Annotated in this window: 13 protein-coding genes; 12 read left to right on the top strand and 1 reads right to left on the bottom strand. The window is 41.2% G+C overall.

The window, feature by feature from the left end:
* Positions 1 to 5: 5 nt before the first annotated feature.
* From nuoG to HJG58_RS07325, 11 genes are all read left to right on the top strand, one after another.
* Positions 6 to 2,690, top strand: a complete 2,685-nt coding sequence (nuoG, locus tag HJG58_RS07375) for an NADH-quinone oxidoreductase subunit NuoG (RefSeq protein ID WP_170248417.1) — start codon at positions 6 to 8, stop codon at positions 2,688 to 2,690.
* Positions 2,691 to 2,693: 3 nt separating this feature from the next.
* Positions 2,694 to 3,710 carry an NADH-quinone oxidoreductase subunit NuoH gene (gene nuoH / locus HJG58_RS07370; protein WP_170248416.1) on the top strand — a complete coding sequence of 339 codons (1,017 nt, stop codon included), beginning with the start codon at positions 2,694 to 2,696 and terminating at the stop codon, positions 3,708 to 3,710.
* A gap of 18 nt (positions 3,711 to 3,728) precedes the next feature.
* Complete coding sequence (gene nuoI, locus HJG58_RS07365; RefSeq protein ID WP_170248415.1) at positions 3,729 to 4,271, top strand: NADH-quinone oxidoreductase subunit NuoI; 543 nt, start codon at positions 3,729 to 3,731, stop codon at positions 4,269 to 4,271.
* Complete coding sequence (gene nuoJ, locus HJG58_RS07360; protein WP_014205902.1) at positions 4,271 to 4,789, top strand: NADH-quinone oxidoreductase subunit J; 519 nt, start codon at positions 4,271 to 4,273, stop codon at positions 4,787 to 4,789. Before nuoI ends, nuoJ begins: the two co-directional genes overlap by 1 nt.
* Positions 4,789 to 5,097, top strand: a complete 309-nt coding sequence (gene nuoK, locus HJG58_RS07355; protein ID WP_000529822.1) for an NADH-quinone oxidoreductase subunit NuoK — start codon at positions 4,789 to 4,791, stop codon at positions 5,095 to 5,097. Before nuoJ ends, nuoK begins: the two co-directional genes overlap by 1 nt.
* Entirely contained in the window at positions 5,094 to 6,983 is a 1,890-nt protein-coding gene (nuoL, locus tag HJG58_RS07350; RefSeq protein ID WP_002120008.1) for an NADH-quinone oxidoreductase subunit L, read from the top strand. Before nuoK ends, nuoL begins: the two co-directional genes overlap by 4 nt.
* A gap of 1 nt (position 6,984) precedes the next feature.
* Positions 6,985 to 8,583: an NADH-quinone oxidoreductase subunit M gene (gene nuoM / locus HJG58_RS07345; RefSeq protein ID WP_002120006.1), complete on the top strand. Its 1,599-nt coding sequence runs from the start codon at positions 6,985 to 6,987 to the stop codon at positions 8,581 to 8,583.
* Positions 8,584 to 8,585: 2 nt separating this feature from the next.
* Positions 8,586 to 10,079: an NADH-quinone oxidoreductase subunit NuoN gene (gene nuoN / locus HJG58_RS07340; RefSeq protein WP_002120035.1), complete on the top strand. Its 1,494-nt coding sequence runs from the start codon at positions 8,586 to 8,588 to the stop codon at positions 10,077 to 10,079.
* Between the two features lie 100 nt (positions 10,080 to 10,179).
* Positions 10,180 to 10,815, top strand: coding sequence for a uracil phosphoribosyltransferase (gene upp, locus HJG58_RS07335; RefSeq protein ID WP_002120045.1), 636 nt, complete (start codon positions 10,180 to 10,182; stop codon positions 10,813 to 10,815).
* A gap of 116 nt (positions 10,816 to 10,931) precedes the next feature.
* A complete protein-coding gene (locus tag HJG58_RS07330) occupies positions 10,932 to 11,225 on the top strand; it encodes a cold shock domain-containing protein (RefSeq protein ID WP_170248414.1) in 294 nt (97 codons plus the stop codon).
* Between the two features lie 159 nt (positions 11,226 to 11,384).
* On the top strand, positions 11,385 to 11,855 hold the full coding sequence (locus HJG58_RS07325; protein ID WP_171545251.1) for an excalibur calcium-binding domain-containing protein: 471 nt from the start codon (positions 11,385 to 11,387) through the stop codon (positions 11,853 to 11,855).
* A gap of 11 nt (positions 11,856 to 11,866) precedes the next feature.
* Here HJG58_RS07325 and gigC read toward each other — a convergent pair whose 3' ends face one another.
* Positions 11,867 to 12,751 (bottom strand): LysR family transcriptional regulator GigC, encoded by an 885-nt coding sequence (gene gigC / locus HJG58_RS07320; protein WP_170248413.1) that lies wholly within the window; start codon positions 12,749 to 12,751, stop codon positions 11,867 to 11,869.
* Positions 12,752 to 12,837: 86 nt separating this feature from the next.
* On the opposite strand from gigC, the gene HJG58_RS07315 reads away from it, so the two are divergent.
* Entirely contained in the window at positions 12,838 to 13,599 is a 762-nt protein-coding gene (locus tag HJG58_RS07315) for a ferredoxin--NADP reductase (RefSeq protein WP_170248412.1), read from the top strand.
* Positions 13,600 to 13,637 lie beyond the last annotated feature (38 nt).

Genomic DNA, 13,637 nt, shown 5'->3' with positions numbered 1-13,637 from the left:
CGACTATGGCTACAATTCATGTCGATGGAAAATCGTATGAAGTCAACGGCTCGGAAAACTTGCTACAAGCATGTTTGAGTCTGGGCATCGACATCCCATATTTTTGTTGGCATCCATCCTTAGGTTCGGTTGGTTCTTGCCGTCAATGTGCTGTTACGCAATATGCGAATCCAGAAGATACGCGTGGTCGTTTAGTCATGTCTTGCATGACACCAGCATCTGACAATACCTATATCTCAATTGAAGACAAAGAAGCAACGGATTTCCGTGCATCTATTGTTGAATTTTTGATGACCAACCACCCACACGACTGTCCAGTTTGTGAAGAGGGTGGTCACTGTCATTTACAAGATATGACTGTAATGACAGGTCATGACCGTCGTCGCTATCGTTTTACAAAACGTACGCATTACAACCAAGAACTTGGCTCATTCATTGCGCATGAAATGAACCGCTGTATTGCTTGTTACCGTTGTGTTCGTTACTACAAAGACTATGCGGGCGGTACAGATTTTGGCGTATATGCCAATGCATCTCGTGTTTACTTTGGTCGTCCGGAATCAGGTACTTTAGAGTCTGAATTCTCTGGTAACTTGACTGAAGTATGTCCAACAGGTGTATTCACTGATAAGACTCATTCAGAGCGTTATAACCGTAAGTGGGATATGCAGTATGCACCAAGCGTGTGTCAAGGCTGCTCTTCAGGCTGTAACATTTCTCCGGGTGAACGCTATGGTGAAATTCGTCGTGTCGAAAACCGTTTTAATGGTTCGGTTAACCAGTATTTCCTTTGTGACAAAGGTCGTTTTGGCACAGGTTATGTAAACCGTGCAGACCGTCCACGTCAGCCTCAGTTCCGTAATGGTGAAACTGTTGCAACTGTTTCTGTCGATCAAGCTCTCGATCAAGCGATTGCTAAGCTTCAAGGCAAGAAAGTTTTGGGTATTGGTTCTCCTCGCGCAAGCTTGGAATCGAACTATGCATTACGTGAGCTTGTAGGTCAGGCAAATTATTCAACTGGTATTGCACAAAAAGAGCAAAAGCTTGTTGAACTTGCTGCATCTATCATGCAAACCGAGGGTATCTACAACCCGAATATGCGTGAAATTGAAAGCTATGATGCTGTTCTGATCTTAGGTGAAGACCTAACTCAAACTGCACCTCGCATGGCATTGTCTGTTCGCCAAGCTGCGAAAAACAAAGCACGTGAAATGGCTGCAAAAACACGTACACCAGATTGGTTAGCTGAGCCTGTACAACGTATTGGCCAAGAAGCAAAATCTCCAGTTTACATTTTAGCTGCAACTCAAACTCGTCTTGCTGACGTTGCAACTGGTGAAGTGGTTGCTTCTCCAAATGACATCGCACGTTTAGGCTTTGCAGTTGCTGCAGTAGTGAATGGTGAAGTTGTAAGTGGTTTAGATGAAGATGCAAAAGCATTTGCTCAAACCATTGCTGACACTCTAAAAGCAGCAAACAAACCATTAATTATTGCGGGTACAAGCTTGCAAGATGCTTCTATTATGGAAGCTGCAGCACAGTTGACTCAGAACCTAGGTTCTAAAGCTGGTTTAAGTCTTGTAGTTCCTGAAGTGAACTCTATGGGCTTAGCATTGTTCGGTGGTTTAAGCCTTGAACAAGCATTTGCTCAAGATTACGACACACTTGTTATTGTTGAAAATGACTTGTTCCGTCGCTTACCAGCTGCCCAAGTACAAGCTGCATTAGATAAAGCTGAAACAGTAATCGTGCTTGATCACAGTGAAACTGAAACTGTGAAACAGGCTGATATCGTTCTTTCAGCAGCAAGCTTTGCAGAGGGTGATGGTACTGTTGTAAGTCAAGAAGGTCGTGCACAGCGTTTCTATCAAGTTTACGATCCAAGCTACTACAAACCTGAATATGCAATTAAAGAATCATGGCGTTGGTTACATGCCATTGAAACTGGCATTAAAGGTAAGGCTGTAGATTGGACATTGCTTGACGATGTAATTGAAAGCATCGTGAAAAATGTACCAGTACTTGAAGCTATCCAAGACGTTGCACCTGATGCAGGTTACCGTGTACATGGCTTGAAAATCGCGCGTGAACCACGTCGTTATTCAGGTCGTACAGCAATGCGTGCGCCGTTATCGGTTCATGAACCTAAACAGCCTACTGATCCAGATTCAGCATTAACATTCTCAATGGAAGGTTATGTGGGTCCGCAAAAAGCATCATCATTAGTACCATTTGCATGGGCTCCGGGTTGGAACTCCCCACAATCTTGGAATAAATACCAAGATGAAGTCGGTGGTCACTTAAAAGGTGGTGATTCTGGTGTTCGTTTATTCGATCGCTTGGCAAAACGTCCTGCACGTAGCTACGTTGCTCCAGTGCCAGTAGTTGCAAACCCTGAAAGTTTCCGCTTAGTACCAATGCATCATATTTTTGGTTCTGGTGAATTCACGATTAAAACACCTGCAATGGAAACTCGTATTCCTGAAGCTGTGTTTGCAGTGGGCGAACAAGATGCAACTCGTTTGAACCTTCAAGAAGGTCAACGCATTACAGTAAAAGCAGGCGAAACGACTGTGAGCTTGCCGGTACAAGTAATTGAATATTTACCTACAGGTTATATTGGTTACCCAGTTGGTTTAGCACCAATGGTGTCACTAGCTGAGCCTGTTTCAGTGGCTTTAGGAGTGTAATTCATGAATCAAGAAATTATACGTCAAACGCCACTTTGGGCTGAGAACTGGCCAATTGCTTACGCTGTCGTTCAAGCAGTCGTAATTCTGCTTATTGTGGTTTTAGTTGCTGCGTTGATGTCTTTTATTGAGCGTCGTTTACTTGCTTGGTGGCAAGACCGTTATGGTCCAAACCGTGTTGGTCCTGGCGGTATGTTCCAGATCGTTGCCGACATGCTCAAGATCATGTTCAAAGAAGACTGGACACCAAAATTTGCTGACAAACTTACATTCCGTTTAGCACCAGCTGTTGCAATGGCAACAGCGGTTCTTTCGTTCATGGTGATCCCGGTGAGTCCTTCATTGGGTGTTGCCGACATGAGTATCGGTTTGTTGTTCTTCATGGCAATGGCTGGTATTGCGGTTTACGCAGTATTATTTGGTGGCTGGGCTTCAAATAACAAATACTCATTGCTTGGTGGTTTACGTTCAGCAGCTCAAACCATTTCTTATGAAGTATTCTTGGGTATTTCATTGATGGGTGTAGTTGCAATTGCAGGCTCATTTAACCTTCGTGAAATTGTTGAAGCACAACGCGATATTTGGTTCGTTATTCCACAATTCTTAGGTTTCTTGATCTTTGTGGTTGCTGGTGTTGCGGTAACTCACCGTCATCCATTTGACCAACCAGAAGCAGAACAAGAATTGGCAGAAGGTTACCATGTTGAATATGGTGGTATGAAATGGGGGATGTTCTTCGTTGCTGAGTATGTCAACGTGGTACTGATCTCTGCATTGATCGTGACTTTATTCTTTGGTGGCTGGTTAGCGCCATTTAATTTAGAAATTCCATTTGTTCCACCAGTATTCTGGTTTGTGATTAAAACAGCATTCTTTGTAATGATGTTTGTATTGGCACGTGGTTCTTTAATGCGTCCACGTTATGACCAAGTCATGAACTTTGGTTGGAAAATTTGTTTGCCATTGGCGTTGGTCAATTTGTTAGTGACTGGTGCTGTGATTCTGATGAATCAGGCCTAGGACAGCAGGGAGTACAAAATGTATAAATTTCTAGCTGGATTCGGATCAATTGTACGTACGTTACTCATGGTGTTTAGCCATGCAACGCGTAAACGTGACACGATTTTATATCCAGAAGTTCCGGCTGAACAGATTGTGCCGCCACGCTTTCGTGGTCGTATTGTATTAACGCGTGACCCTGATGGGGAAGAGCGTTGCGTAGCATGTAACCTATGTGCGGTTGCATGTCCGGTTGGCTGTATCTCACTACAAAAAGCAGAAACAGAAGATGGTCGTTGGTATCCGGAGTTTTTCCGTATCAACTTCTCGCGTTGTATTTTCTGCGGTATGTGTGAAGAAGCTTGTCCAACAACTGCGATTCAGCTCACACCAGACTTCGAGTTAGGCGAATATGTACGTCAAGACCTTGTTTATGAGAAAGAAAACTTACTCATTTCAGGTCCAGGCAAATACCCAGACTACAACTTCTACCGTGTAACGGGTATGGCAATTAGCGGTAAAGAGAAAGGTCAAGCACAAAAAGAAAGTGCACCAATCGATGTACGGAGTCTATTACCATGATGTGGCCGTTTTATTTGATGGCACTCGTGGCCATTGTTTCTACGGTTCGTGTAGTGACTAACACGAACCCTGTACACGCTCTACTTAGTCTAATTGTTTCATTGCTTGCTGTTGCTGGTATTTTCATGATCGTGGGGGCACCTTTTGCAGGTGCTCTTGAAATCATCGTTTATGCCGGAGCAATTATGGTTCTGTTTGTCTTCGTAGTGATGATGCTTAACTTAGGTCAACACACCGTTGAACAAGAACGTAAATGGCTTTCTTCAGATGCTTGGGCATATCCAGCACTCATGAGTTTCTTGCTCGGCTTGCTTTTAGTTTGGATGCTTGGTGGTGAATACACCACTATTTCAGCACCGCTTGGGGCACAAGTGATTGGACCAAAAGTAGTTGGTCAAGCACTCTTTACTCACTATTTATTATTGGTTGAAGTTGCCGCGATGTTATTGCTAGCAGCCCTTGTTGCAGCATACCACTTAGGTAAACGTGAACCAGGTGCAGAAGAGGAAAAAGAATAATGGGCCAGATTCCTTTAGAACATGGTTTGATTGTTGCAACCATCCTTTTTGCACTCGGTTTTTACGGTGTAATGGTGCGACGCAACCTATTATTTATGTTAATGAGCCTTGAGATCATGATGAATGCTGCAGCATTGGCATTTGTTCTTGCGGGTAGCGTATGGGCACAACCAGATGGACAAGTGATGTTCATCTTGATTTTGACCCTTGCAGCAGCAGAGGCATGTATCGGTCTTGCGATTGTCCTTCAGTTCTATCATCGCTTCCATCATTTGGATGTGGATGCTGCTAGTGAGATGCGCGGATGAGTTATTTATATCTAACAGTATTATTTCCGCTAATCGGTTTTATTTTATTGGCGGCAGGACGAGACAAACTCTCTGAAAATGTTGCAGCAGTTATTGGCGTGGGTTCTGTAGGTTTATCTGCATTATTTGCACTCATTGCTGGAATGGCATTTACCACGAGTGGTCAACAAGTTTTTGTTCAAAACTTGTGGACATGGTTCAATGTTGGCGGTTTTGCGCCGGGCATTAGCTTACATTTAGATGGCTTATCTTTACTCATGATGGGCATGATCACGGGTGTTGGTTTCTTAATCCACATCTTTGCTTCATGGTACATGCGTGGTGAAGAGGGCTATGCGCGTTTCTTCTCTTACTTCAACCTGTTTGTTGCAAGCATGCTTGTGCTTGTATTGGGTGACAACTTGGCGTTGTTATTCTTGGGTTGGGAAGGTGTAGGTCTTTGCTCTTACTTGCTGATCGGTTTCTATTATGCAAACCCTGCAAATGGTTGGGCAGCGATCAAAGCGTTTACAGTGACCCGCGTTGGTGACGTATTCTTGCTTATTGCTTTATTCTTGCTTTACCAACAATTTGGTACGCTGAATACTCAATACATCGTTGAACACGCAGCTGAAGTAATGACGAAGAGTTCGTCACTTACAATTTGGACTGCATTAATGTTGTTCTTGGGTGCTGCTGGTAAGTCTGCTCAAATTCCATTGCAAACATGGTTGGCAGATGCGATGGCAGGTCCAACACCTGTTTCTGCATTAATCCATGCTGCAACAATGGTAACGGCTGGTGTGTACTTATGCTGCCGTCTATTCAGCGTATTTGAACTTGCTCCTGAAGTGATGCAATTCATTTCAGTAACTGGTGCGGTAACTTTGTTAGTTGCAGGTTTTGCTGCACTTGTACAAACAGACATCAAACGTATCTTAGCTTACTCAACAATGAGTCAGCTTGGCTATATGTTTATGGCTGTAGGTGCGGAAGCTTATCAAGCTGGCTTATTCCACATGTTGGCTCACGCATTCTTTAAGGCATTATTATTCTTGTCTTCTGGTGCGGTTATTCTGGCTTATCACCACGAGCAAAACATTTTCAAAATGGGTGGTTTGTTCAAACGTAACAAATTCCTGTTTGCTTGTTTCGCGATTGGTGGCGGTGCATTAGCAGCGATTCCATTCTTGACTATTGGCTTCTTCTCTAAAGATGCGATTCTTGGTGAAGTTTGGGTACAAGGTCAATCAGTTGCTTTATACCATACCTTATATTGGGTGGGTGTAGCAGGTGCATTCCTGACTTCAATTTATACATTCCGTTTAATCTGGGTTGTATTTTTTGGTCAAGAAAACACGCCTTACCATGAAATTAAAGGTGCAACTTACTGGGCTCCATTGGGTATTTTAGCTGTATTGTCTACTTTTGTTGGTGCGGTATTAAAAGCACCGGTAGCAGGTATTCTGAATACTGCAAAAATCCCTGAATTCCATGTTGCTGAACAATTTGTAGAAGGCATGCATGGGGCAGAGCACTTAGCAGTAGGTATTGCACTAGTTGGTCTTGTTGTTGGTATAGCATTATTTACATTTGCTTATGGTGCAGTGAAATCATTCGCTCAAACAAGTTTGGGTTCAGGTTTGGCACATATTTGCCGTACTGCGTTTGGTTTTGATGCATTGTATGACATCGTTTTTGTTAAACCTTATTTATTCTTCGCCAAAATCTTTGGCCGTGATCCGATTGACGGTTTGTGGTTAGTTCTTCCTGCACTCGTGAAAGGCGGAAATAGTTTTACAAGCTCACGTCAAACAGGTTCATTGCGTGAATACGCGTCAAGCATGTCACTCGGTGTAGTGGTGTTATTGATGATCTTGATCGTTATTCAGGTAGTGGGGAAATAAAATGGAAAACAATTTAATTTTACCCGCGCTGATCCTTGTTCCGTTCATTGCCGGTTTTATTTGTTGGTTAGTCGATAAGCTCGACAAAACTTTGCCACGCTGGATTGCCTTAATTGGTATGCTCATTACTTTGGGCTTAGGTCTTGCACTTTGGCAAAGTGGAACTTATAGCTACGAGTTGGGTTCTAAAATCCCAACTTGGTCTGCTGAGTTCTATTTACCGTGGATTCAATCACTCGGTATTGGCATTCACTTAGCTGTGGATGGCTTATCTTTACTCATGGTGTTATTAACAGCGTTACTTGGTGTACTTGCTGTTGGTTGTTCATGGGGCGAGATTCAAAAGAACGTTGGTTTCTTCCACTTAAACCTATTATGGAGTTTAGGTGGCGTTATCGGTGTATTCTTAGCGATTGACTTGTTCTTGTTCTTCTTCTTCTGGGAGATGATGCTTGTACCAATCTACTTCTTGATTGCGTTATGGGGTCATAAAGGTTCAAATGGTCGTTCACGTGTTTACGCTGCAACTAAGTTCTTCCTTTACACGCAGATTGCTGGTCTAGTGATGTTAATCGGTATCCTAGGTCTTGTAGTTTATGGCTACATGATGACAGGCATGATCGGTTTTGATTACAACTATTTATTAGCTGTAGCTAACCACTTACCTGCAGGCTTAGCGTACGGTTTCATGATCTGTTTCTTCATCGGTTTTGCGGTGAAGTTACCAGTATTCCCATTACACGGTTGGTTACCAGATGCGCATGCTCAAGCACCTACAGCGGGTTCTGTAGACTTAGCGGGTATCTTGATTAAAACAGCTGCGTATGGCTTGCTTCGTTTTGTTATTCCATTCTTCCCGACAGCTTCTGCACAGTTTGCAGACATTGCGATTATTTTCGGTTTGATTGGTATTTTCTACGGCGCATGGTGTGCTTACCAGCAAACTGACATGAAACGTTTACTTGCGTATACGTCGATTTCACACATGGGCTTTATCTTACTTGCAATTTATGCAGGTAATATTTTGACCTTCCAAGGTCTAATGATCATGATGTTGGCACATGGTTTGTCATCAGCTGCATTGTTCATTATGTCTGGTCAAATCTACGAACGTTTACATACACGTGATTTACGTTTAATGGGTGGTCTTCGTGGCCAGCTTCAGTACTTGCCATTTTTCTTGATGTTCTTCGTTGCTGCTCTTGTAGGTGTACCAGGTTTAGGTAACTTTATTGGTGAATTCCTGATTTTGATGGGTTCATTTAATAAATATCCTGTCTTCACGATTCTTGCTTCTATCAGCCTTGTATTTGCAGGTTTATATGGCTTGATCTTGATTCACCGTGCTTTATTTGGTGAACCAAATCCTGAACAAAAGCAACATTACACTAGTCCATTGAAAGACTTATCTGCTCGTGAAGTTGGTATTTTGATGATTTGTGCGATTGGTCTCGTTTGGCTTGGTATCTACCCACAAACATTCTTGGATGTATCTCATTCAAGCATGCAGTGGTTGGTCAATAGTTATGTGCCAGTACAAGAAGTCGTTGAAACTGTTCAGCAAACAGCTACTCAACTTGACCATGTGGAGATCCAATAATCATGAACTTCACAGTATCATTTTCTACGCTTATGCCTTTAGCTCCGGTGATGATTGTTGCTTTGACAACAATCGTCGTTATGCTGTTAATTTCAATTAAGCGTAATCATAATTTAATCGCAACAGCTTCTGTTGTCGGTTTAAACCTTGCTGCACTTTACATTTTATTTGCAGTATTTGGCGGTAAGTTTGTACCGGCAAATGTGATGGGCATGTTTATGGTTGATCCATTTACCATGTTCTATCAATTTATGATTTTGATTGCGGCATTGGCATGTTGTACTTTGTCTCATGCTTACATCGAAACTTATAAAGACAACCGCGAAGAGTTATATCTTTTGTTACTTGCTTCAGTAGCAGGTGCAATGTTGATGGTTGCAAGCTCTCACTATGCATCGTTCTTCATTAGCCTTGAGTTAATGTCGATTCCTGTATATGGCTTACTTGCTTATACTTATCAACGTAGTAACTCACTTGAAGCGGGTATTAAATACCTTGTACTTTCAGCGACAGCTTCTGCAATGTTGTTGATGGGTATGGCATATATCTATGCATATACAGGTTCGCTTTCATTCTATGATTCTGTACAAGCATTATTTGAAGCAATCAAACAGCCAATGGTGTTATTAGGTTTAGCACTTATTATCTTTGCTGTTGCATTTAAATTGTCGCTTGCGCCGTTCCATAAATGGACACCGGATGTATATGCAGGTGCACCAGCACCAATGGCAACTTTCTTAGCGACTGCTGCTAAAGTTGCAACAATTGGTTTGTTCGTGCGCTATATGCTTGCTTCAGGCGCAATGATGGTGAACTCGTTAGTAACTATTTTGACGATCATTGCTGTATTGTCGATTTTAGTTGGTAACTTACTCGCTGTTCGTCAAGTTAACTTAAAACGTATTCTTGGTTATTCATCTATTGCTCACTTTGGTTATTTGTTAATTGCTTTAATTAGCATGACTTATGCGAGCCTGGGTAGCGTAACTGTATATGTGGTGTCTTATGTATTAACAACTATTGGTGCCTTTGGTGCAGTAGCGTTAATGTCTAGCCCATATAACAACGTAGATGAAGCACAAAGCCTTGCAGACTACCGTGGTTTATTCTGGCGTCGTCCAGTACTTACAGCAACTTTAACAGTCATGATGTTGTCTTTGGCTGGTATTCCATTAACAGCAGGCTTCATTGGTAAGTTCTTGGTGGTAATGGCTGCTGTAACAACTCAACACTGGTTCTTAGCTGCAATGATTATTGTGGGTAGTGGTATCGGTTTGTACTATTACTTACGTGTGATGGTTGTAATGTACATGACACCACCGGAAACTCCTCGTATTGATGCAGATGCTCATTGGGGACAAAAAGTGGGTGGTTTAATGGTATTAGCTGCTGCTGCATTAGTTATTATTTTGGGTGTTTACCCAGATCCAATGATTAATTTGGCATTAAAAGCAGAAATTTTATCTCCATTACATTTCATGCTTTCACAACAGTAATTCTGGTGTACAAAAAAGCCTCCAAATCTGGAGGCTTTTTTTTATTGAGCGTTAAAAAAAGATTATAATAAATACGTTTTTATATTTTTAGGTAACATCTGTGGCCATTCAAGAAATTCGTCACCCACTTATTCGTCATAAATTAGGCTTGTTACGCCGTGCTGACATCAGTACTAAGAATTTCCGTGAGCTTGCTCAGGAAGTGACTATGTTGTTGACTTATGAAGCAACAAAAGATTTACCAGTTGTGGATTGTGAAATTGATGGATGGGCTGGAACTGTTACTACTCAGCGTATTGCTGGTAAAAAAATAACGATTGTACCGATTTTACGTGCCGGAATTGGTATGTTGGATGGCGTACTTAATCTAATTCCAAGCGCCAAAGTGAGTGTTTTAGGTCTTGAGCGTAATGAAGAAACATTAGAAGTTCGCACGTATTATAAAAAATTAGTTCCAGATGTGGCTAATCGTCTTGCGATGATTATTGACCCAATGCTAGCAACCGGTAATTCGTTAGTTGCTGCTATTGATGTGTTAAAGGCAAGTGGTTGTAAAGATATCCGTGTTATGGTGTTGGTTGCTGCTCCTGAAGGTGTTGCTAAAGTTGAAGCAGCTCATCCAGATGTACAAATTTATACGGCATCTATTGATAATGGTTTAAATGAACAAGGTTATATTGTTCCTGGCTTGGGTGATGCTGGCGATAAAATTTTTGGTAGTGTACAAAAAGATTAATTTTTTGAAATAGCATTAAAAAGAGACTTCATTCAACCGTATAATTTTAAAAACGGGATCGTGAGTCTCTTTTTTATTTATTGCAACGACTGGATTGGAAAAGTAGGGGAAAGATCATGAAGCAAGAGTTTTATACTGGAAGGGTAAAACAATATAACGCTGATAAAGGGTTTGGTTTTATTGAGACCACTGAAGGAGATATTTTCTTTCATATTTCTGATTTCCCTGCGTCAGAGGGCGAACCGAAAAGAAATGAAAAAGTGAGATTTCTTGCCGCAGATAATCAGGGTAAATTTAAAGCGATCAAAATTGAGCGTGTTGACCCGAATCCTGCGAAAACCAAGAAAAATAAAATTGCGGATCACAATAAAGCGATTACAACAGAGTTGTTGTCAAATTTTCGACGTTAATAATGAACTAAATGTAATACATTAAAAACACTTAAGTAATGTATGTATCAGACAAGTGTTTTGATGCGTTCAGAAAGATTAAGTGATTTAGAATTAAGGGAGATATTAATTTCCCTTAATTTTCTTAAAAATGAATAATAAGATCAAGAATGGGGAAATATGGTTCAAAGGGGAAAAATTAAACGCAGTAAATTCAAGCTGAGTTCACGTGAGTACATCAGTATATTTATTGTTGGCATCTTGGTTATTGTTGCGTGTGTGACTTTTATAGTATTGCACTATCGTCAACAGGCTCAGCAGCGTGCATCACATGAAAAGGTGCAATTATTAATACAGCAACAGAAGCAGATTATTAAGGAACAGCGCGCAGCTTTGGGTAAATTGCCAGATATTCAACTTTCTGAGAAAACGAAAAAGGCTTTAGCATTTACTCCTCAAACAGTTGCTTCTCAAACAGCCCCAGAACGAGTAAATGATAAAACAACATCTTTTCATTGTGATGGGCGTGAGTATTGTACGCAAATGCATTCTTTAGAAGAGGCACGTTGGTTTGTAAGAAATTGCCCGAACACTAAAATGGATGGTAATCATGACGGTGAGCCGTGTGAAAATGACTCACGATGGCATTAGAAAATCAGGTTTTAAACCTGATCTTCACAGAATTGTAAGAATGCTTTGAGGCCTGGACCTTGATACTTCTGACGGTGTACCAGCATATAAAGCGGACGCGTAAGCTGCCAGAATGGTGTATCTAAAATTACTAATTGTTCCTTTTCAATTAAAGGTTCAATGGCAAGTTTAGAAATACATGACATACCTAAACCACCAGCAACGATTTTTAAAATTGCTTCATTGTGACCTAGGGTTAAGCGAATATTCGCGTCTGGCAGATCTTGCAATATCGCATTATCAAATACTTCACGAGTCCCTGAGCCTTCTTCACGTAAAATCCATTCGACTTGAAGAAAATCATGCGCTGTTAGAGGTCTATTTAAACGTGCTAACGGGTGATTTGGGGCACAGCAAACTGCAAGCTCATCATCACGCCAATGAATACATTGGAGTTGAGGTAAATGACATGATCCCTCAATTAAAGCTAAATCAAGTTGGAATTGATTGACTGCTTCAATCATTTGGCGTGTATTGCCCACTTGTAATTGCAAATGTGCTTTAGGATGATGCTGTAAAAAGTTTGCCATTAAATCTGGCATGAGGTAATCACTAATCGTTAAAGTGGCCCCAATACGTAAATCAATACTTTGCAATTCACCTTTTGCAGCTTGCTCAAAAGCTTCACAGCGACCTAATATCTCTAAGGCTTGTGGCAATAGAAAACGACCTAAATCATTAAGTTGTAATCGTTTACCTAAACGATCAAAGAGAGGAGCACCAAGGCCATCCTCTAAATCAGCTAAAGCCATACTTGCTGCACTTTGCGTCAGTCTGACCGCATCGCTGGCTTTGGTGACAGTTCCTTCTTGAGCGACTGCTACAAAAACAGCCAACTGGCGTAATGTCATGCGCATGTTTAAAAAGCCTTAACGTTTAAAAGTATTCATTATTTCGGCTGTCATGCTAACATGAGCGCACTATTTCATGCCACGTTGAAATCATGTCAATTGAAAAATTTAGCGTAGAAAAAGTTTTATCTGTACACCGCTGGACTCCAACTCTTTTTAGTTTCACCATGACTCGCCCTGCACATTTTAAATTTACTGCTGGGCAATTCGCACGTATTGGGCTAAAAGTTGGAGAGGAACTCGTTGTTCGTGCTTATTCGGTAGTCTCATCACCATTTGATGAAACGCTTGAGTTTTTTTCGATTGTGGTACCAGACGGTGCATTTACGTCAAATCTTCAACATTTAAAGGTAGGTGATGAGCTGTATTTAGAAAAAATACCTTATGGTTATTTGACTTTAGCTCGCTATCAACAACCTTTACCCCATGATTTATGGTTATTGGCAACGGGTACTGGCTTGGCTCCATTTTTATCGATGCTACAAGACTTCGATACATGGTCTAAATATCAAAAAATTAATTTGGTCTACAGTGTCCGTACCGCAGTTGAGTTAGCTTATGTCGACCGTATTCAAGAGGCTGCTGAAACTTTTGGGGAAGGGCACGTCGGTTTTAAATTTATTCCAATTATTACGCGTGATCCATCTGCACCACTACATGAGCGTTTACCGATTCTGATTGAAAACGGCGAACTAGAAAAATTTGCTGGTATAGAACTGAACCCTGCTACAAGCCATGTCATGCTTTGCGGTAATCCGCAAATGGTTGATGACACGAAAGAAGCTTTAAAACGCCGTAAATTAACGATGAATCGTCGAGGTGAGGGAAATATTGCGGTAGAAAATTACTGGTAATAAATCTTATTTTGAAAGTACTTTGAAATTAATTTTAT

The organism is Acinetobacter geminorum, assembly GCF_013009345.1.
GTDB classification, from domain to species: domain Bacteria; phylum Pseudomonadota; class Gammaproteobacteria; order Pseudomonadales; family Moraxellaceae; genus Acinetobacter; species Acinetobacter geminorum.
The sequence above is the reverse complement of the archived record's forward strand: the minus strand, read 5'-3'. Positions and strand labels throughout refer to the sequence as shown.

Excerpts from the sequence above, each read along its gene's own strand:
- nuoG (WP_170248417.1), top strand. The coding sequence starts at position 6 with ATGGCTACAATTCATGTCGATGGAAAATCGTATGAAGTCAACGGCTCG.
- nuoK (WP_000529822.1), top strand. The coding sequence starts at position 4,789 with ATGGGCCAGATTCCTTTAGAACATGGTTTGATTGTTGCAACCATCCTT.
- HJG58_RS07315 (WP_170248412.1), top strand. The coding sequence starts at position 12,838 with ATGTCAATTGAAAAATTTAGCGTAGAAAAAGTTTTATCTGTACACCGC.
- nuoH (WP_170248416.1), top strand. The coding sequence starts at position 2,694 with ATGAATCAAGAAATTATACGTCAAACGCCACTTTGGGCTGAGAACTGG.
- HJG58_RS07325 (WP_171545251.1), top strand. The coding sequence starts at position 11,385 with ATGGTTCAAAGGGGAAAAATTAAACGCAGTAAATTCAAGCTGAGTTCA.
- nuoL (WP_002120008.1), top strand. The coding sequence starts at position 5,094 with ATGAGTTATTTATATCTAACAGTATTATTTCCGCTAATCGGTTTTATT.
- HJG58_RS07330 (WP_170248414.1), top strand. The coding sequence starts at position 10,932 with ATGAAGCAAGAGTTTTATACTGGAAGGGTAAAACAATATAACGCTGAT.
- gigC (WP_170248413.1), bottom strand. The coding sequence starts at position 12,751 with ATGCGCATGACATTACGCCAGTTGGCTGTTTTTGTAGCAGTCGCTCAA.
- nuoN (WP_002120035.1), top strand. The coding sequence starts at position 8,586 with ATGAACTTCACAGTATCATTTTCTACGCTTATGCCTTTAGCTCCGGTG.
- nuoM (WP_002120006.1), top strand. The coding sequence starts at position 6,985 with ATGGAAAACAATTTAATTTTACCCGCGCTGATCCTTGTTCCGTTCATT.
- nuoI (WP_170248415.1), top strand. The coding sequence starts at position 3,729 with ATGTATAAATTTCTAGCTGGATTCGGATCAATTGTACGTACGTTACTC.
- nuoJ (WP_014205902.1), top strand. The coding sequence starts at position 4,271 with ATGTGGCCGTTTTATTTGATGGCACTCGTGGCCATTGTTTCTACGGTT.